Source organism: Sulfurimonas aquatica (assembly GCF_017357825.1).
Taxonomy (GTDB): Bacteria; Campylobacterota; Campylobacteria; order Campylobacterales; family Sulfurimonadaceae; genus Sulfurimonas; species Sulfurimonas aquatica.
Genome location: NZ_CP046072.1, coordinates 979,096 through 998,717, shown reverse-complemented (window position 1 = coordinate 998,717; position 19,622 = coordinate 979,096). Strand labels below are relative to the sequence as shown.

Here is a 19,622-nt window from a genome sequence, read left to right as displayed (position 1 = left end):
GCTATAATCTCTAAATTTTAAAGACATTATTTCAAAAGGTATAAAATGCCAAAACGCACCGACATAAATACTATTTTACTTATAGGTTCTGGTCCGATTATCATCGGTCAAGCTTGTGAATTTGACTACTCAGGCACTCAAGCTGTTAAAACATTAAAAGAGTTAGGCTACCGTGTAGTTCTTATCAATTCAAACCCTGCAACTATTATGACTGACCCTGAGTTTGCAGATAGAACTTATATTGAACCAATCAAAGAAGAAATTATCGCTAAAATCATCAAAGATGAAAAAGTTGATGCAGTTCTACCAACTATGGGTGGACAAACAGCTTTAAACGTTGCAACATCTATGTATGAAAAAGGGATGCTCGAGGGTGTGGAGTTTTTAGGTGCAACTCCAGAAGCTATACACAAAGGTGAAGACCGTTCGGCGTTTAATGAAGCTATGATAAAAATTGGTATGGACTTACCAAAAAGTGCTAACGCATACAGCGTTGATGAAGCAATTTCAGTAGTTAAAGAGATTGGTTTTCCTGTAATTTCTAGAGCTTCTTTCACACTAGCTGGTGGGGGTTCTGGCGTTGCTTACAATATGGAAGAGTTTAAAAAACTAGCGCAAGAGGGTTTATCCGCTTCTCCAGTAGGCGAAATCGAAATTATGGAGTCTATGCTTGGATGGAAAGAGTATGAGATGGAAGTTATCCGTGATAAAGCGGACAACTGTATCATCGTTTGTACTATAGAAAACTTCGACCCAATGGGCGTGCATACTGGCGATAGTATTACCGTTGCTCCTGCACTTACTCTTACGGATAAAGAGTACCAAAGAATGCGTAACGCGTCTTTTGACATTTTACGAGAAATCGGCGTTGATACTGGTGGATCTAACGTTCAATTCTCGATCTGTCCTACAACTGGCCGCATGATAGTAATTGAGATGAATCCAAGAGTTTCGCGCTCTTCCGCGCTTGCGTCTAAGGCTACTGGTTATCCTATAGCAAAAGTTGCAACGCTTCTTGCCGTTGGATTTACTCTAGATGAGATTACCAATGACATCACAGGAACTCCTGCGTCATTTGAGCCAGTTATAGATTATATCGTTACAAAGATTCCACGTTTTACATTTGAAAAATTCCCTGAGGCTGTTAGTACTTTAAGTACAAGCATGAAATCGGTTGGTGAAGTAATGGCGATTGGCCGTACGTTTAAGGAGTCTATGCAAAAGGCTCTTTGTTCACTTGAGACTGGACTCTGTGGTTTCGATGAGATTGACGCTGATATAGAAGAAGTAAAACATGAGATCCGTCGTCCAAACGCAGATAGAATGCTTTATGTAGCAGAAGGCTTTCGCCGTGGAATGAGCATTGAAGAGATGTACGAAACATGTGCGATTGACCATTGGTTCTTATATCAGTTGCAGGAATTAATTGAAGCGGAAACAAAAGTAACTGATAAGATTCTTTTAGATTCTGACTTTATGAGAACGCTTAAGGTAGATGGATTTTCAGATAAGCGTATATCTCAGTTAATCAAGAAGAACTCAAATCAAGATGTGAGTGAAAATGAAGTTTATGCAAAAAGAAAAGAACTTGGAGTACAAGTGGAATTTAATGAAGTTGACACATGTTCTGCTGAATTTGAAGCACTTACTCCATACCTTTACTCAACTACCAACATCACGAAACTGCCAAATGTAACAAATCGTATAAGTGATAAGAAAAAAGTTCTTATCCTTGGTGGCGGACCAAATAGAATCGGTCAAGGTATTGAGTTTGATTATTGTTGTGTACATGCTTCATTTGCACTTAAAGAGATGGGTATAGAGTCTATCATGTACAACTGTAATCCTGAAACAGTCTCTACTGATTATGATACTTCTGACGTGCTTTATTTTGAGCCTATTGACTTTGAGCACGTTCGGGAAGTTATAGAAAACGAGCAACCAGATGGTATCATAGTTCACTTTGGTGGACAAACGCCACTTAAACTAGCAGACAGCCTTACTAAAATCGGCGCTAACATAGTAGGAACTACATCAGCAGTTATTGACCTTGCTGAAGATAGAGAGCAGTTTAGCGACTTTGTAAATAGACATAATCTTAAACAACCAGAGAATGGACTTGCTCGTAAAAAAGAAGAAGCTCCTGAAATAGCTGAGAGATTAGGTTTTCCAGTACTCGTTCGTCCATCATTTGTTCTTGGTGGCCGTGGAATGAAAATAGTTTACTCACAAGAAGAGCTTGCCGAGTATATGACACTTGCAATTTCTGTATCTCATGAAGCCCCTGTTTTAATAGATAAATTTCTTGACCAAGCTATAGAGCTAGATGTTGATTGTATATCCGATGGTAAAGAAGTTTATATAGGTTCAGTTATGCAGCATATCGAAGAAGCTGGTATCCACTCTGGAGATAGTGCGTGTTCACTTCCTCCTGTAAACTTAAGTACTGAGATGATAGAAAAGGTTGAGCAACAGACAAAGACTATCGCGCTTGGTCTTGGCGTTGTAGGGCTTATGAACGTTCAGTATGCAATCTACCAAGATGAAATCTACCTTATAGAGGTAAATCCACGCGCATCACGTACCGTTCCTTTTGTATCTAAGGCTACTGGTATGCCACTTGCCAAAGTTGCTACTCGCGTTATGATGGGTGAAGCACTTGTTGATGCGCTGAAATATTATGATAAATACAATATCGTTGAAGAGGCTAATGGTCTCAGACGTCCCCACCTAAAAGGTCATGTATCAGTAAAAGAGGCTGTATTTCCTTTCCATAAACTTTACGGTGCTGATTTAGTACTCTCCCCTGAGATGAAATCAACAGGTGAAGTTATGGGTATAAGTTCAAACTTTGGCATCAGTTTTGCCAAAGCGCAACTCTCTGCTGGAAATAAAATTCCAACAGAGGGAACTTGTTTTCTATCATTTGTAGATACAGATAAGCAGCATGCCGCAGAGATAGGAAGAGGTTTAGTAAAACATGGCTTTAAAATAGTTGCCACAAAAGGAACTCAAGAGATTCTTGAAGCAGCTGGTATAGCTTGTGAGAGAGTTCTCAAAATCTCTGAGGGCCGTCCAAATATTGAAGATAGTATGAAAAATGATGAGATAGCAATGGCCATCAATACATCAGATAATAATACGTCTAAAAAAGACGCTGTAGTTATCCGCCAAGAAGTTCTAAGACGTAATATTCCATACTTCACAACGCTTAGCGCTGCTCGAGCAACTATTTTAGCTCTTGATGAGATGGGTGATGATTCATGGTCATCTTCAACGGCACTCCAAGACTTTCTACTAAAATAGTGAATGTCATATTAATTCAGACCGACACAACTGTCGGTTTCTTGTCAGAAGATGAGAAAAAACTATACGAGATAAAGTCACGTGAGACTACAAAACCTTTCATAAAAGTCTATAAAAGTTTTTCTGCATTGAAACAAAATAGCATACGCGTTCCCTCCCCACTTAAATCAAAAGTACGTCGCTCCAAGAAAACTACCTTTATCGTTAAAAACAGAGCATTTAGAGTGGCACAAGATACTCTAAACTCATCTGTTCTTAGAAAAATAGCATGGAATAACTCAAGCTCCGCAAATGAGAGTGGTAAAGCTTATGAGAGAAATTTTTGTGAAGAAAAAGCTGATATAATAATAGAAGACAAAAAAGGTTTATATGAAGGTAAGCCATCAAACTTGTATAAAATAAATTTAAAAAAGATAAAGAGGTTGCGATGAGTAAAGCAGTACAAGCACTACTAAGTGGTATTTTTTTTACGTTTATTCTTGATTTTTTTCTTTTTTTAGGTATAAAACTACACTATACAGATGAAAATAGTGTAGGAGTTTATTATAATATTTTATTTGCCGATCATCAAAATATCTTTGTTTTTATTACATTTTCAATCCTACTTGGATATATAACTATTTATCTTAGCAATAAAATAGCTCTCGCTATTTTAGGAACTTTATTTGCACTGTCTCTCTCAACTCTTATTTTTTCAATAGGAAATCAAGTAGGGAAGATTATGTTAATGAAAAATAATGTTTTGCTACAAACAAAGAAATATACCTATACTGGTGATATTATTTACAATGGTAGAAAAGAAGTTACGTTTTACGACTATAAATTAAAAAAAGTACTGACTTTTGATAAAAAAAATTTAAAAGGTGATTATTAAATGAGTGACATATTTAAAACTGCAAGCAGAATTGTTTTAGGAAGTAGTAGTGTCTTAATGATGAGTGCGTTAACAGGCTGTGAAGCGCCACAAGAACAACAAGCACAAAACAAGTTTTTAGTGATAGAACAACAGACAAATGGTAAGTATGTCGTTGTTGAAGAGATGCCAACAGATGGTCCATCTCGTGCTATCATCCGTGAAAAAGATGAAAATGGGCATATAGTTGAGCGTTTTATGAACGAAGCAGAGATGAAAGCACTTGCTGAACAAGAGTATCAAAAAGTTCAGAGCGGAACGTCTGAAACACTAAGAGATGGAGCTGGAAGTGCAGGAATGGGGCTCGCCGGAACTATACTTGCAGTAGCAGCTGGTTCACTAATGGGTAACATGATTGGTAATGCTCTTATGAACAACAAAAGTTTTTCTAGAAACTCAGCCTCTACAAATAGAAGTGCCTATAGTCGCTCAGCAGCAGGAAAGGCGGCAGCTTCAAAAAGTTCAGGTAAAAAAAGCTTTTTTGGTAGTAGCTCAAAAAGTAGTTCAAGCTCAAGAAGTGGTGGATTTTTCGGTGGCTAAAATAGTTAACAATCTTTATCAACTAGAAGTAAACAAAGCTGAAGAATACTACGAAGCAGCCAATGAGCTCTATGACATGTACGTAGAAGCAGTTGAGCACATCATAGAAAATGACCTTTTTTTTGATGTAGGCATCCCTTTTAACCTTGTCGAAGTTATAAAAAAAAGCTGGGAGAGTGATGTTCATTGGCATATCTATGGCTCGTTTAGTTTTAATGAAAATATAGAACTTCTTGGCTTTAATGCTGATTCCCCGTCTTACCTTTATGAAATAGCTCTAGAGCAGTATGAAACGCTAAAAGTAAATGGCATCGATGAAAAAAAACAGTTTAACGAGGTTTACAAAAAAATAAGTGAAAACTTTAAAAGACTTATCACTCTTTTTGACGATACAGATAAATTTGAGTCTCTTTATGATGGTTGGAGTATTCTCTTCTCCTCCCTCAGTGATAATGAGGATGATGAAAAAGCCGTACAGTTTTTACAACAGATGGCGCAAGAAGCTGGATTTAATACAGGTTTTGAGTACCTTGAAAATACTCAGTTTGGTGAAAATGGCATCAGTGATAGTAAAGATAATGAGTATGAGTACTGGTATAAACACTATAGATGGGAAGAGATGTCCTATAATGAACCAGAGCTCTTAACAACTTTAACGGATATAATGAATAATCAAAAAGCAATCATTCTCAATCCTGCATATACTGCCGTATTTGAAGCCAAAGGAATACTCAAAGTACTCAAAAAACTCTATCCAGACTCAGAATACCTTAAAGATGACGTCGAGCCAACAGAGTTTCAGGCAAACGTCTTTTTTGCTTATGAAGCATGTGGAATGGGTTTTATTAATGAATCAAATGAATTTATAGGTCACACTTTAGTTTAGTCGTTAATTAGTTTGATGATTAAACTCTGGAACTATCTCTTTTAATTTTTCCAATTGATTTGGTGAGTGTATCAACTCATCAATGTCTCTGTTTAATGTATCTATGTCATAAAGGGTTGGTTTTGCTACGGTAATAGACTCATATTCAGTTTTAGCGTCGCTATCATCTATTAGTAACTCTTCATAAAGTTTTTCTCCAGGACGTAAACCTGTAAACTCTATGTTTATATTTGGTTTACCACTTAGTTCTATCATCTTTTTTGCTAAATCAACTATCTTAATAGGCTCACCCATATCTAAGATAAATATCTCACCACCCGTGCCAATTGCTCCCGCTTGAAGCACTAACTCGCAAGCCTCGGGGATAAGCATAAAGTAGCGAGTAATATCTGGATGTGTTACTGTGATATTTTTTCCACTTTTTATTTGTGCTCTAAACTTAGGTATCACACTTCCACTAGAACCTAGTACATTACCAAAACGCACAGCTACGATATCTGTACCATTACCATTAGAGTTTTGAGCATAAAGTTCACAAATACGTTTAGTGGTACCCATAATATTTGTTGGTCGCACTGCTTTGTCAGTAGATATCATAACAAGTTTTTTTACACCATACTTTATTGCTGTATCGATGATATTTTTACTACCTATGATATTATTCACTATAGCGGCATTTGCATTTGCTTCTACAAGTGGAACATGTTTATACGCTGCTGCATGAATTACTAACTCTGGTTTATGAAGATTAAAGCTCTGCTCTAGAGAGTCCTTATCTACCACACTCTGCATTATTGCTACTGTCTCAATATTGTTTATCTCATCTTCAATTGAGTACAAATTATATTCACTATTATCAAGCAATATTAATTTTTTTGCACCATAAAGTTCACACTGTCTACATATCTCACTACCAATACTTCCACCAGCACCAGTCACTAAAATAATTTTACCTTGAATAAAAGAAGATATTTTTTCTTTATCTAAATCCTTTGGATTTCTAGCAAGGAGGTCTTCTACTGAGACATCGTTTATTTGAGCACCGTAGTCTCCATAACCACTCGATATCTTTATATTAGAGATACCCTGTTTATTTAATTTATCAAATATTGTACTTATTTCAATCGCTTCATCAACTATTGCCACTTCACACTCTAGGCCGAGTTTAATAAACTCATCAAATGAATGTGCTTCAATACCATCCATCTTAACATCTTCATACTCTTCATTAATAATTGCTATTGGGTAATAGTCACTACTTTGAGTATTTATAGCACGTAAAATATTATTTGCCCTATCAATATCTGCGATTATTATTGTACTTTTTCCATTTATATTCACACTATGTCTCTCTAGGTACAAACGCTTACTTATCCTAACTGCTAAAAACATCACAAGCGATATAAAAAACTCAATGGCTATAATGGATCTAGGTATAATAATCTCTACATTTTTCAAAGAAATAACTACGACTATAAGTAAGAAAGTAGAAAAAACACTTAGATAAACAATACTATAGGTATCTTTAAAACCAAAGTGTCTCCAACTAATGTTATAAACTTTAAAGTAAGAAAACAGGGAGACTCTCAGAAATATTAAAAATAGTGTGATAGAGATGATAGAAGCAATAAACTTTTCTGGTATCTCAAAATCAAACCTTAAATTAAATGCAATGATTGTTGAGATTATAATAGTCATAATATCTGAAAGTATAAAAAATAACTTCCTATTTAATATATTTGGTTTTAGCAGCACAATATCACTTCGCAAATAGCTTTTACATCATCTTTACTCATTGTCGTACTACTCGCCAAACAGATGCCGTTTGCAAATATATTTTCACTCGTACCATCTAAATAACTTTTTGAATCCTTAAATAGTACTTGCATATGCATAGGTTTCCAAAGAGGACGACTCTCTACATTTATTTTATTAAGAGCTTCTATAACATCATGGTAGTCTATATTTTTAAGCCTAAGTGCAGTCAGCCATCTATTACCTCGACTATTGTCTAATTCAGACATAAACTCAATATTATCATTATCAGCTAAAAACTCTTTATACCATTCAAATATTTTTCTTTTTTTATTTACGCGCTCTTCTAACACTTCCATTTGGGCTACACCTATAGCAGCTAAAACATTACTCATTCTATAGTTGTATCCATATTCTAGATGCTCATAATGGATCTCATCTTCCCTAGCTTGTGTGGCATAATACTTTGCTTTTTTTATATACTCTTTATTCTCACTTACTAGTATTCCACCACCACTAGTTGTTAGAATTTTATTACCATTAAAGGAGTAAACACCTAGGTCACCAAAAGTGCCTGTATGCTGAGAGTCATATGTCGCACCTAAAGACTCTGCCGCATCTTCTATCAGAAATACTCCATGAAGTTTACAAATCTCAGTTATTTTTTTTATATCAGCACTCATACCGTAGAGATGTGTAAGGATTAAAGCTTTTGGTTTTTTATCACATGTTAATAAGTATTTGTTTAAAAGTTTAGCGGACATATTCCAAGATTCTTTATCACTATCAATGAAGACGGGATTTGCACCTTGATAGAGTACTGGAGTAACTGAGCCTATAAATGTGAAAGTAGACACAAGTACATCATCACCCTCTCCTACACCTAAAACTCTTAATGCTAAATGTATTGCAGATGTAGCATTGATAACAGCAAGTGCATTTTTAGCTCCGGTATAGTTTTTCACACTCTGCTCAAATTTATCGACATACTCACCCAATGGTGCAATATAATTGCTTTCAAATACTTTTTCTATGTACTTCAGTTCATTACCACTCATATGTGGAGATGACAAATAAATTCTATCTCTCAATATAACTCCTTCATAACTTTTGCGGGTACGCCATAGGCTATAACATTATCTGGTATATCAGACAATACTAAACTATGTGCTCCAACTATAGAGTTTTTTCCTATTGTGACCCCAGGTAGTACTGTAGAGTGACTTCCAATTTTGGAGTTTTCTTTCATGTGAACTCTTCCTGTTTTATTATCAATTGTAGAAACTGAATAGATAGAACAATGTGAACCTACTTGAACATAATCTTCGATAATTACACCATATTTTGCATTTATATATGAAAATGCTCCAATATCTGTTTTATATCCTAACTCTAAACCAGCTTTATTTTGTACTATCCAGTTGTACTTAGTTGGTTGAGCTTCAACAATTTCAGGTTTTTTCCAATCATTAAAACGATCTTCATCTTGCATTATTCATTTCCTTTGAATGTTTCCATTGTTTGAGCTGAGCTTGAAGAGATATCACTACGTTTTATAACCTTTAAGAAAGTCAGCCAAAGTATCTTTATGTCAAGAATAAAAGAGTGATTATCTACATACCAAATATCTAATTTAAACTTCTCTTGCCAACTAATTGCATTACGACCATTAACCTGTGCCCATCCTGTTATACCTGGAAGAACACTATGGCGTTTCTTTTGCTCATCATTATACAGAGAAAGATATTCAACAAGTAGAGGTCGTGGTCCTACAAAACTCATATCACCTTTTAATACATTTATAAGTTGGGGAAGTTCATCTAAAGATGTACTTCTTATAAACTTACCTATTCCTTTTAACCTTTTCTCATCTGGCAATAAACAGCCTTCTATATCCCTATCATCTGTCATTGTACGAAACTTAAATATATAAAATAAAACTTCATTAAAGCCAGGTCTAGCTTGTTTAAATAATATTGGTGAGCCCATAGTTACTTTTATTAATAATGCCACAATAATATAAATAGGTAATAACAATAATATTAAAGAAAAAGATAGAATAACATCAAGCACTCTTTTCATACTATTAAACCTTAAGTTTATATACTTTTGCCAATGGATTAAGTATAACAGGCTCAAAAAAAGATCCGTCATACTCTTCTAAAACAAAAAGTTGAATAAACAGAGAGTTATACATTTTTTTATCAAGAACTAAGAACTGATTATAATTCTTCATATATATTACATTAATATTTGAGTTTGGATTTAACTTTTGTATGTTCTTAGTAAATTTACCTTTATTATCATATGCAGTAACGACAAAGTTATTTATACTAACTAGATTTTTCCCTATCTCTATTTTTCCTTGATTTTTTAGGATAGTAAGACCACTACCAAGATTAATAGTAGTTCCAGTATCTTTAAAATTTCTTGAAATAAAGAAAAGAGGTCTTTCTTTTGCCTCTCCAGTCATTAAATCTAAATTTGAAAACAGTGAAACAGTAGGTAATATATTGAGCATTCTATTGGGAAGATACAGATAAATATCTCTTGTTTTTTGAGGTAACTTAAAGTCACTTAACATTAGTTCGTCCAACATTATATTTGGATTTATTTGTTCTTGCATTTTGTTTTTAAATATTTCATCCGCTACAATTTTATACTCACTTGATACATAAGTCTCTATAGATAGTCTTGCTAAGTTTGCAGCCTGTCTTTGAGAGTCAGCTGTTAGAATTTGAGATACTATAAAGTTGTCATGATTGTGTTTTCCACCATCAATTAGTGTGTTTGTATTTGTATAATACCAAAGAGGATAGCCATAGTCCCACCAAGCTATAGTGTAATCTTTAGTACTTGAAACAGACTTCAGTTTATCTAAAATTTGTACTTCTGATTTGTTAAAGACAGTAGGCACTTTATATTCAACTATATGTTTGATATTTGGGTAAAGCATAAACGCAGTTAAAGTAATAACTAATGCATATCTTCTAATATTTGATTGTGTAAAACTAGCCAAAACATAAAAAAGGTAAACACTACTCATAGCAGCAACAGGAACAGCATACACAGTAAACCTAAGTCCACCAAAAAGAGAAAATACACCTATACCAATTAGAGGAAGGGCAAGTATAAATGGTCTATGTTTTAAAACTAGTAAACCATAACCTATCAAAGATATAATAACACCTAGACTACTCCCACTAATACGATTAGCCATTACTTCAAAGGGGATCTTTCCAGCCTCTCTAACTGTTTGAGCAACTTGAAAAAACTTCAAGCCTTCATTTTCATTTCCTCGAACTGTATAACCTATTATTTTTGCTAAAATGATTGAAACAACATTTCCACTAATTAAGAAAACTATTACAGATATAATTGACACTATAATGAGCTGCTTTAATGGAAACTCTCTATTTTTAAATAAAAAATAAAGCCCAAAAATAATTGCTAATTTAATAAACCATGCAATACCCATTAGTGCCACTGATATTAATATAATAGATTGATATGTAAAATACTCTTTCTTATGAAATGCAATCATATAAGCCATATATAACAAGCCTATTGCATATACGATAGATAAGCCTGCATCATATAAAAATGGGTAAACTAATATCGATAAGGATGAAAAAAGTGCATTATTTAAACTTTCATCTTCGATTGTTTTAATTAGAAAATAGAGTATTACCATAGGTGCCATTGCACTAAACATATCGGTGTCGTAGTATCCTATCATTGTTCTATTGTAATAACTCCAAGCAATACTGCCAATAAGAGCAGCAAAGAAACCCCATAGAGTAAGATTATATAATCTTGCAATTAAAATGATTGGAATTACGACTAAACTAGAAATTACAGCGGGCATATAAAGCATGATTGTATCTAGACTAAATGGTAGAATTTTTACTGCTAAATATGTAAAAAAGACAGTTCCATATTTAAACATATCTACAATTCTAGAATTATTTTCAAATTCATTTGTTAACTCATGAAGAGCACTACTCCCCCATATATAGCCATCATTTGTATTAATCATAAGTTGATTATTCCAGTAAAAACTATCAGCACCACTAAACTGATATACCCAAATCATTCTAATAGCTATACTAAATGTATATGCGATTACTATAAGCAGTAGTGCATACTTTAAATCTATATTTTCTTTTTTTATGTCAAACATTTCAATCCTTAATTACTTGTTCTAGTTTATCTGTTAAAACTTTTATATCAAAGTTCTTTACTAAATAGTTATACCCATTAGTTCCAAACTCTCTTTGTTTTTCTTTCTCAAGATGACTAAAGTTCAATATAGCAGTTGCAATTTTTTCTACATTTTTATCTTTAATAACTATCCCTGCATTGGACTCTTCTATTATATTATCATCAATATTACTTACAAATATTATAGCTCTTTTTGATGCCATATAATCAAATATCTTATTCATACTCATACCAAATCTATAAAGTGCTAAGTTTTTCAAGCCTACATACAATAAGTCTGCACTTTTTAGATAATTATTTATCTCACTTTTTGCTACTGTATCTATAAATTTTATATTTTTAAGCCCTTGTTTTACTGCTTTTTCTTGTAAACTCTTTCTTAAAGGGCCATCACCAACTAGGGTGAAAAAAATGTCCTTTTTATCTTTTAATATATATGCTACTTCAACTAATGTTTCCAAACTATTTGCTAAACCATGAGAACCTGTGTATACAATGTTAAATTTATTTGTATCTAAGACTTGTTTATACTCATCACTAAAACTACTCACAGTAGCTCCATTAGATATCCATATAACTTTGTCTTTATTTACAAATTTTTCTATATGCTTATATGCTTTTGGAAGTGTTGAGATAATAATTGATGCTTTTTTGTATAAAAACTTCTCCAAAAAACCAAGAAGAATTACAAATGGATGCCATTTCGATATACCCATTTCTATCAATGTCAACGGCCATAAATCTCGGACTTCCATTATAAACTTAGTATTATATTTTTGACTCAATTTATATGCACCATAAACTGCAAAGAGGTGAACAGATGAGCCTATAATCACATCAGGTCTCTCTAAGTTTAATTTTGGAACCTCTTTTATAAGGGTTACCGCAAAGCTTAACATATTTTTAACTCTTGAGATTCCATTAGTTTTATATGCAGGTGTTTTTATCCAAATAAATTGTACTTGATCTACCTGCTCTTTTAAACAGTATTTATTTTGTGGATACTTTTTCATCTCTTCAAGTTTTGCATAGTGATAACTTGAAGCAATTATAGATACCTTATAACCTCGAGAGATAAGCTCTTTTGCAAAATCATAATGTCGAGTCCCTCCACTCATTTTAGGAGTCACAGCATGATGATTTACTATCCAAATATTTTTCAAACTATACTCTCATAAAGTTCATATAACTTTTTCTCTTCGATTCGCCAGTTATATTTTTCAATAACTGCTTTTTTACCATTCTCACCCATTCTCTTAGCAACTTCATCATTTGAAATCAAATAATCTATAGCATTAGTAATCTCTTCAGGCTCAAGTGGATTTACACATAAACCACAATTTGCATCATCAACTATACTCTTCCACAGTTTTACATCAGAAGACACGACAGGAATTCCAGCAACCATATACTCGAACATTTTAACGGGAAGTGCATCTTGGTAGTTAATTATCGGGTGAAGAGTGACTAAACCTACTTTAGACCTTTGAAGTATCTTTTTTATTTCTTCTCTTCCTACAAATCCTAACTCATTCACCCTATTCCATCCAGCATACTCTTTAACTTCTTTTTCAACACTCGCTTCTACAAATTTTCCAGCTAAATTTAATCTACAGTTTTTTGTTAGACCTATAGCCTTTACTATCTCTTTTATTCCTCTAATTTCTGCAATAGCACCTATATAGCAAGCTTCAGTCTTTCTACTATTCCACTCAACATTCTCACCTAGTTCTTCTACAATAGGGAAATTATTTATATCTACTGTCTTTGTATTAATCTTTAAAAACTCACCTCTTATATAAGGTGTTGCTCCAACAATAGCATCAAATTTTTTAAATGCTCTAGTTTCATACATACCAAAAACTTTGGATAATATGACTCTTATATATTTATTGAGGTAATGTTTTGAGAGAATCTGTTTTGAGACATCTTCATGTGCATCAAAAATAATTTTTTTTCCAAGTTTTTTGAGTCTTAAACCTATAGGAATGAGTTCAGGATCATGTAAATGGTATATATCACTCTCTAGTTTAACTGCCTTGTCAAATACTTTAGAGACCGTTGTAGTCATACGAGATAAACGCCCACCATTTTTTGCACCAATATCAAAAATATTCACATCATTGAGATATTCATCTCCTTTACCATCTGCGACTACTAAATTAACTTTATAGCTTTCTAGCTTAGCTAAACTACAACACATCTTAATAAATATACGAGTGTCATATCGTGGATGAGCAGATGTTAAATGTGTTATTTTAGTTTGCATAAATATCTTTCCAACTATTTATATTATTTTTCCAACTTGAGAGCTTATATATAATATTTTTGTTTATTGATAAATTCTCTTTGTACTCATCAATATTGTTTATAATATTTTCAAGTTTTATTGATAGTTCATTTTCACTATCTATTTTTTGGTAGTAAATACCCTCTTTATCAAAAATATCATAAGGAAGCCAACTACCTGTTATCACAATATTTTCCGCATATAAAAACTCTTGCATACTTCCTGAAAAACTATCAGTTTTCAAAATATTTACCATTATGTCTGAAGCTAGTTTAATATAAGCGTTTTCATCTGTATATAAAAAATCTTCAAGAATAATGTAGTCTAAATTTGTATCTTTTAAAATAGTTCTTATTCTTTTTTTATTACTATTATCCCCATATGTAAGAGGAAAAATAAATTGGATTTTATTTAGAGCCTTCTTATCGATTTTAAGTAAGTTTTTTATTATTATTTCATGCTGTTGTGCTACTGTTGCATTATATCCACAAGTAATAATTATCTTATCTTGTGAATAACCCAAAATATTTTTAATTTCCCCTCTATCTTTATATCTATTTTTATCTATAAAGTCTAGTGTTTTAAGTCCAAATCTGCATACATAACTTTTCTCATAAAACTCTTGATAATAATCTAAAAAACTTTGTTTCGTAATAGGATTTGTAAAAGTGATTCTATCTGCTTTAGTATATATTACTTTTTGAATATTTTTTATAAAATTTGATGTTCTGTAAAAATCACTCCCGTAAAATGTAATTATAAACTTTTTTTTCATTAAAGTTGGTAAAATTAATAGATAAAACCAACGTGATACATGTATATTTATAATATCAAAATCATTTTCTTTTATTAATTTTCTAATATAAAGCATTCTAAAAAACATACTTATTTTTGGTATTTTTTTGTATTTAAAAAATATATTAAAATACTTCATATCCTCTATAAAATTATCTCTAAAAAGTTTTAGTGATTCAAAGTCTAAAAGAGTTACATGTTCTCCAATATCTTCAAGTTCATTTTTAAGTTCTTTTCCAAACACAGTAGTACTATTTGCAATGATTAATAGTCTCATTTAGTTTTTCCAAAGTGCAGGTTTAATGCTAATAAAAGTGTAACAACTAAGTACTTATTATTTCTTCCATAATGACTAAACTCTATTTTTCTTTTATACATATCACTTAATTGCTCTTTGAGTTGTAAATCATCAATATTGTTAATATTATCTTCAAAATACTTATCTAAGGTTTTTAGAATCTTTTTATTTTGTCGCATCCATATATCGAATGGGTTCATATCATTTATGTTAAATCCTATTCTCCGTAATATTGCATTTTTATAGCGTTTTATTATCTTAGCAATATTAACTATCTTTGAGTACCTTGGCTTAATTCCTGCACTTTCCCATTTATATTGAGATACTTTTTTATGTTTTTTATTAAACCAATCCAAATATATTGCTTCATCTTTTTTATATTTATCGGGAATTGTTAAGCAAAACTCTATTAATTCTCTATCATAAAATGGTGAGACCATGTCTACATAATGTGAAACTGTTCTATCTCCATTAAGTGCTCCATTAATCACCCTTTGCTCATATCCAAATATTTCAGAGTTATCATTATATTTTTTTCTAAACTCAACAAAAGAGGATATTTTTTTTAATAACTCTTTTTGATTACTCATGATTCCACTAGATACATCAAAAGATTTTTTTACATATGAACCAAAGAGTAAATCGCCTATTTGTCCAGTATGAAGAGCACCAAAGTGTTTAAAATTGATAGTTGATAAGAACGCATATCCAGCAGCAGATCCAGTAAGGTTTACTAACCCATCATTTGCTTCTATGTACTTCTCTAAATTAGCTTCCAAAAACTTTCCATTGTTTAGTGAATAAAAAATATGTTTAAAACCTTCTTTATTTGATATTTCTTGAGCTATTTTTTCATCACTACTTCCAGACTGAGAAAATGTCATAGTCAAAGTGTTAGTATAGCCCAGTTGTTTTGCTAAGAGTACATTGACTCGACTATCTAGACCTCCACTTAAAAATGAGAGATGCGAGTAGCCATATTCTTTATCTTTTTTCCAGCATCTATCTATACTACTTACCAGTAATTTATCTATATTTTCTATAATCTCTTTTTTTGTTAAATTAAAATTTTCTTTTTTTTCATATCTAAAATATTTATGCTTTGTAATCTCTAACTCACTATCAATCTCTAATATAGTGGCATAATCTAACTTTTTTGTCTGCTTTTCAAAAGTAAGCTCACCAAGCATATATCCAAAGGTCAACATTGAATATACCCCATCATAATCCAATACTTTCTCAATAGCTAAGCCTTGAAGTAGTTTAGTAATAACTTTAAATTCTGATGCAAAGATAAAATAATCATTGTCTTTATAATAGTAAATAGGTTTAGTTGATAGATGATCATTATATAAAAATAATTTATCTAGTTGTTTATCATAAATGAATCCACTAAATTCACCTTTAATATCTTTAATAAAATTAATACTATTTTTTTTATATTTATTAGCAATTTCATTGGAAGTTAAAATTGATTTTTTATTAAAATAAACACCTTCAAAAGCAATAATTAAATTTTTATCTTCATAAAGTACTCTATCATTTAAAAATTTATTTATTACACTTCTACCATAAAGAAAATTTTTATATCTCAGTTCTTCATTAAGAGTTTCAGAATGTTTTGAAGAGTAAAAATAAGTATATATCTTTTCATGTAAATCAACCTCCTTTTTAGATACTACTCCATATAATCCAGGCACTATTTTACTCCTTTTAATGCATTTAACATCCAAACCATATTGTAGCTCAACATACAAAAACCAACTATTGAAAAGTAGATAAGTGCAATATGTACATCATTATAATAAATACCAATCATAATTGCTAAAACTCTTAAGCAAAAATATATTCCTTCTAAAAAAAGTGCTTTTTTTTGTAATGACATTAAACTTGTCAAAAATGATATTGTCGTTACAAAAAATGTCATAAAAATCCACGGGGAGAGTAGTTGTGTGTATACACCTGCATCTCTCCAAATTTCACCAAATATAAAAGCAAAAATATCCGGTGCAAATAGAATAATAAGAATGAATGGAATTATTATTTTTTTAAATAATGATGCTAGAAGCTTTAATGTAAATCCATAGGCATCACCTCCATTATTATAAAGTTCTGTAACTTTTTGATTATATACTTTTGAACTTGCACCTGCAATTATCATTAGTGGGGTAAAGACAATCCTTGTACTTAACGAGTAAATTCCAACTACCATACTTGAAAAGAATATTGAAAACATATATACAGGGATGTTAGATGCCAAAGTATTCAAAAATGCATGAGGAACTTGATAGAGTGGGAATTTTTTATATTTTTTAGCCAATACAATCATTTTAAATATTTTGATTTTTGATGTAAAGTTTCTTTCATGTAAAAGAGATTGAAGTAGTTTAGTGTTTGCTAATATATTTGAAATGATTTGACCACTAATTAAACCGGTCACTCCACTTTTAAAGAAGCCTATCGACAGTTGTATAATAGCTGAACCTATAGATTTTACAATTTGTGCCTTTGCTATTTCTTTATAGTTCCCAATTCTATTACTAAACAAAGAAAGTAAATTAAAAAATCCCATAAAAAACACTGTAATTGGTATAAAGTACAGCCATTTATCGATACTACTGGTGTTTAAAATGTTGATTAGATCAGTATGAAATAAACACACTATTAAAAATAAAACTATTGTAATTATAGTTATAATTAATAAGCCTAACGCAAAAATATTTATAGCATCATCATCCTTTTTAGGGAGCATTATTGCCATCTCATATCTTCCACTAGCAATACTACTAAATATACCAACCAGTGCTAAGAATAAAGCAAAGACACCAAAATCATCAGGAGTGTAAATCCTTGTTAAGATTGGGCTAATTGCTATAGGAATGGCCTGTGCAATCGTAGTTCCCATCATTAAAGTTAAAACATTTCTACTAAACTCTGATTTTGGTTTAAGTCTTTTTATCAACTATAAGTTCTCACTTATATATTGAATTTCATATTCACTTACATAAGGGTTCATAGGTAGACTCATAATCTCTTGTGAAACAATCTCTGCAACTGGGAAGTCACCTGCTTTATATCCAAGGTACTCAAAACATTCTTGAAGATGTAGTGGGACTGGATAATGTACAGCGGTTGGAATTCCGGCTTCTTTTAGTTTAGCTTGAAGTTCATTTCTATACTTTACACGGACAGAGTACTGTGCCCAAGCTGATGTAGCCTTGTCATTTATGAATGGAAGAATTAAACCTTTCTCTTGAAACACTTCTGTATATTTTTGTGCAACTTCTTGTCTAAGTGCCAAATCTTTTTTATAGTGTGCTAATTTCACATTCAAAACTGCCGCTTGCAAAGTATCTAAACGCCCGCCCATTCCAATGTATTTGTGATGATAGCGTTTAGACTGGCCGTGAACTCTTAAACTTTTCATTTTACTTGCAAGTGCATCATCATTTGTAAAAACTGCTCCACCATCTCCAAAGCAACCCAATGGTTTAGCTGGAAAGAAAGATGTTGTAGAGATATCACCTAAGTTAGAATCAGTTTTACCCTTATATCTACTTCCAAAGCTCTGTGCACCATCAATAATAACTTTTAAATTATGTTTATCTGCTATTGACTGGATTACATCCATATCTGAGGGTTGACCATAAAGGGAAACGGGAACAATAGCTTTAGTGTTTGATGTTATTTTTTCTTCTATTTTAGATGTATCAATATTATAAGTCTTTTCATCTATATCTACGAAAACTGGAACTGCTCCCATAAGTGCTATAGTCTCAGCCGTAGCTATAAATGTAAATGGAGTTGTGATGATTTCATCACCTGGTTTGATGTCTAATGCCATCATAGCCAAAAGTAGTGCATCTGTACCACTACTGCATGTTATTGCATGTTTAGCCCCTGTGAACTTTTGTAATGAATTTTCAAGCTGAGTTATTTCTTCTCCCATGATATAGTTAGATTTATCCAGTACTGATTGTATTGCTTCATCTATTTCAATTTTGTAGAGTTGATATTGATATTGTAAATTTGCGAAATCTATCTTCATTTTTTTCTTACCTTCAACTCTTCATTTAGTATCTCATAATTAGCATACTCATCTTCTGCTACATTATCATTAAAGTCTAAAGTATTTCCAGAAATGCCAACCCAACCTATCTGTTTAGCAGGAACACCTACCATAAGTGCATAAGGTTTCACATCTCTGTTTATTACAGCACCTGAACCTATAAGAGCATATTCTCCTATAGTAATTCCACAAACGATAGTAGTGTTTGCTCCAATAGAGCAACCCTTTTTTAGTAATGTTTTTTTAAACTCGTCGCGACGAACTATAAATGCTCTTGGATTGATAACATTGGTAAAAACCATAGATGGGCCTAAAAAGACATCATCTTCTACCTCTACGCCTTCATAAATTGAAATATTGTTTTGGACTTTCACGCCACTGCCAATATTTACATTTGGACCGACTACACAGTTTTGACCAAAAGAACAATTCTTTCCAATGTTACTACCACTTAAGATATGTGAGAAGTGCCATACTTTGGTGTTGTCGCCAATATTTACATTTTCATCAATATATGAAGATTCATGCGAAAAATATGAAGACATA

The 19,622-nt window shown here is 32.1% G+C and carries 17 protein-coding genes; 5 read left to right on the top strand and 12 right to left on the bottom strand.

Features of this window, described 5'->3' with window-relative positions; genetic code table 11:
* The first annotated feature begins 45 nt into the window (after nt 1-45).
* The 5 genes from carB to GJV85_RS04770 are packed head-to-tail and all read left to right on the top strand — an operon-like array spanning nt 46 to nt 5,645.
* Nucleotides 46-3,306 (top strand): carbamoyl-phosphate synthase large subunit, encoded by a 3,261-nt coding sequence (gene carB, locus GJV85_RS04790; RefSeq protein WP_207562733.1) that lies wholly within the window; start codon nt 46-48, stop codon nt 3,304-3,306.
* The gene (locus GJV85_RS04785; RefSeq protein ID WP_242689836.1) at nt 3,306-3,737 is read left to right on the top strand and encodes a hypothetical protein; all 432 of its coding nucleotides are present in this window, start codon (nt 3,306-3,308) and stop codon (nt 3,735-3,737) included. The genes carB and GJV85_RS04785 overlap by 1 nt, the downstream gene beginning before the upstream one ends.
* Nucleotides 3,734-4,180 (top strand): hypothetical protein, encoded by a 447-nt coding sequence (locus tag GJV85_RS04780; RefSeq protein WP_207562731.1) that lies wholly within the window; start codon nt 3,734-3,736, stop codon nt 4,178-4,180. The genes GJV85_RS04785 and GJV85_RS04780 overlap by 4 nt, the downstream gene beginning before the upstream one ends.
* On the top strand, nt 4,181-4,759 hold the full coding sequence (locus GJV85_RS04775) for a Cj0371 family chemotaxis-regulating polar lipoprotein (RefSeq protein ID WP_242689835.1): 579 nt from the start codon (nt 4,181-4,183) through the stop codon (nt 4,757-4,759). It abuts the gene before it with no gap.
* Nucleotides 4,752-5,645 (top strand): glutathionylspermidine synthase family protein, encoded by an 894-nt coding sequence (locus GJV85_RS04770; RefSeq protein ID WP_242689834.1) that lies wholly within the window; start codon nt 4,752-4,754, stop codon nt 5,643-5,645. The genes GJV85_RS04775 and GJV85_RS04770 overlap by 8 nt, the downstream gene beginning before the upstream one ends.
* Before the next feature lie 3 nt (nt 5,646-5,648).
* Here the strand turns inward: GJV85_RS04770 and GJV85_RS04765 are convergent, their stop codons facing one another.
* The 12 genes from GJV85_RS04765 to GJV85_RS04710 are packed head-to-tail and all read right to left on the bottom strand — an operon-like array spanning nt 5,649 to nt 19,621.
* On the bottom strand, nt 5,649-7,343 hold the full coding sequence (locus GJV85_RS04765) for a UDP-N-acetylglucosamine 4,6-dehydratase family protein (protein WP_207562729.1): 1,695 nt from the start codon (nt 7,341-7,343) through the stop codon (nt 5,649-5,651).
* A 47-nt stretch (nt 7,344-7,390) separates the two neighbouring features.
* Nucleotides 7,391-8,491 carry an aminotransferase class V-fold PLP-dependent enzyme gene (locus GJV85_RS04760; protein ID WP_207562728.1) on the bottom strand — a complete coding sequence of 367 codons (1,101 nt, stop codon included), beginning with the start codon at nt 8,489-8,491 and terminating at the stop codon, nt 7,391-7,393.
* On the bottom strand, nt 8,488-8,892 hold the full coding sequence (locus GJV85_RS04755) for an acyltransferase (RefSeq protein WP_207562727.1): 405 nt from the start codon (nt 8,890-8,892) through the stop codon (nt 8,488-8,490). Before GJV85_RS04755 ends, GJV85_RS04760 begins: the two co-directional genes overlap by 4 nt.
* Entirely contained in the window at nt 8,892-9,482 is a 591-nt protein-coding gene (locus tag GJV85_RS04750) for a sugar transferase (RefSeq protein WP_207562726.1), read from the bottom strand. Before GJV85_RS04750 ends, GJV85_RS04755 begins: the two co-directional genes overlap by 1 nt.
* Before the next feature lie 4 nt (nt 9,483-9,486).
* The gene (locus GJV85_RS04745; RefSeq protein WP_207562725.1) at nt 9,487-11,583 is read right to left on the bottom strand and encodes an STT3 domain-containing protein; all 2,097 of its coding nucleotides are present in this window, start codon (nt 11,581-11,583) and stop codon (nt 9,487-9,489) included.
* Between the two features lies 1 nt (nt 11,584).
* Entirely contained in the window at nt 11,585-12,787 is a 1,203-nt protein-coding gene (locus GJV85_RS04740) for a glycosyltransferase family 4 protein (protein ID WP_207562724.1), read from the bottom strand.
* Nucleotides 12,784-13,893 (bottom strand): glycosyltransferase family 4 protein, encoded by a 1,110-nt coding sequence (locus tag GJV85_RS04735; protein WP_207562723.1) that lies wholly within the window; start codon nt 13,891-13,893, stop codon nt 12,784-12,786. The genes GJV85_RS04740 and GJV85_RS04735 overlap by 4 nt, the downstream gene beginning before the upstream one ends.
* Nucleotides 13,883-14,986, bottom strand: a complete 1,104-nt coding sequence (locus GJV85_RS04730; RefSeq protein WP_207562722.1) for a glycosyltransferase — start codon at nt 14,984-14,986, stop codon at nt 13,883-13,885. Before GJV85_RS04730 ends, GJV85_RS04735 begins: the two co-directional genes overlap by 11 nt.
* Nucleotides 14,983-16,707: an asparagine synthase-related protein gene (locus GJV85_RS04725; RefSeq protein WP_207562721.1), complete on the bottom strand. Its 1,725-nt coding sequence runs from the start codon at nt 16,705-16,707 to the stop codon at nt 14,983-14,985. Before GJV85_RS04725 ends, GJV85_RS04730 begins: the two co-directional genes overlap by 4 nt.
* Complete coding sequence (locus GJV85_RS04720) at nt 16,707-17,969, bottom strand: lipopolysaccharide biosynthesis protein (RefSeq protein ID WP_207562720.1); 1,263 nt, start codon at nt 17,967-17,969, stop codon at nt 16,707-16,709. The genes GJV85_RS04725 and GJV85_RS04720 overlap by 1 nt, the downstream gene beginning before the upstream one ends.
* A complete protein-coding gene (locus GJV85_RS04715; protein ID WP_207562719.1) occupies nt 17,970-19,055 on the bottom strand; it encodes a DegT/DnrJ/EryC1/StrS family aminotransferase in 1,086 nt (361 codons plus the stop codon). It abuts the gene before it with no gap.
* The gene (locus GJV85_RS04710; protein ID WP_207562718.1) at nt 19,052-19,621 is read right to left on the bottom strand and encodes an acyltransferase; all 570 of its coding nucleotides are present in this window, start codon (nt 19,619-19,621) and stop codon (nt 19,052-19,054) included. Before GJV85_RS04710 ends, GJV85_RS04715 begins: the two co-directional genes overlap by 4 nt.
* Nucleotide 19,622 lies beyond the last annotated feature (1 nt).

Coding starts and splice junctions, on each gene's coding strand:
- GJV85_RS04745 (WP_207562725.1), bottom strand. CDS start 11,583: ATGTTTGACATAAAAAAAGAAAATATAGATTTAAAGTATGCACTACTG.
- GJV85_RS04735 (WP_207562723.1), bottom strand. CDS start 13,893: ATGCAAACTAAAATAACACATTTAACATCTGCTCATCCACGATATGAC.
- GJV85_RS04710 (WP_207562718.1), bottom strand. CDS start 19,621: ATGTCTTCATATTTTTCGCATGAATCTTCATATATTGATGAAAATGTA.
- GJV85_RS04715 (WP_207562719.1), bottom strand. CDS start 19,055: ATGAAGATAGATTTCGCAAATTTACAATATCAATATCAACTCTACAAA.
- GJV85_RS04765 (WP_207562729.1), bottom strand. CDS start 7,343: ATGACTATTATAATCTCAACAATCATTGCATTTAATTTAAGGTTTGAT.
- GJV85_RS04780 (WP_207562731.1), top strand. CDS start 3,734: ATGAGTAAAGCAGTACAAGCACTACTAAGTGGTATTTTTTTTACGTTT.
- GJV85_RS04750 (WP_207562726.1), bottom strand. CDS start 9,482: ATGAAAAGAGTGCTTGATGTTATTCTATCTTTTTCTTTAATATTATTG.
- carB (WP_207562733.1), top strand. CDS start 46: ATGCCAAAACGCACCGACATAAATACTATTTTACTTATAGGTTCTGGT.
- GJV85_RS04775 (WP_242689835.1), top strand. CDS start 4,181: ATGAGTGACATATTTAAAACTGCAAGCAGAATTGTTTTAGGAAGTAGT.
- GJV85_RS04730 (WP_207562722.1), bottom strand. CDS start 14,986: ATGAGACTATTAATCATTGCAAATAGTACTACTGTGTTTGGAAAAGAA.
- GJV85_RS04755 (WP_207562727.1), bottom strand. CDS start 8,892: ATGCAAGATGAAGATCGTTTTAATGATTGGAAAAAACCTGAAATTGTT.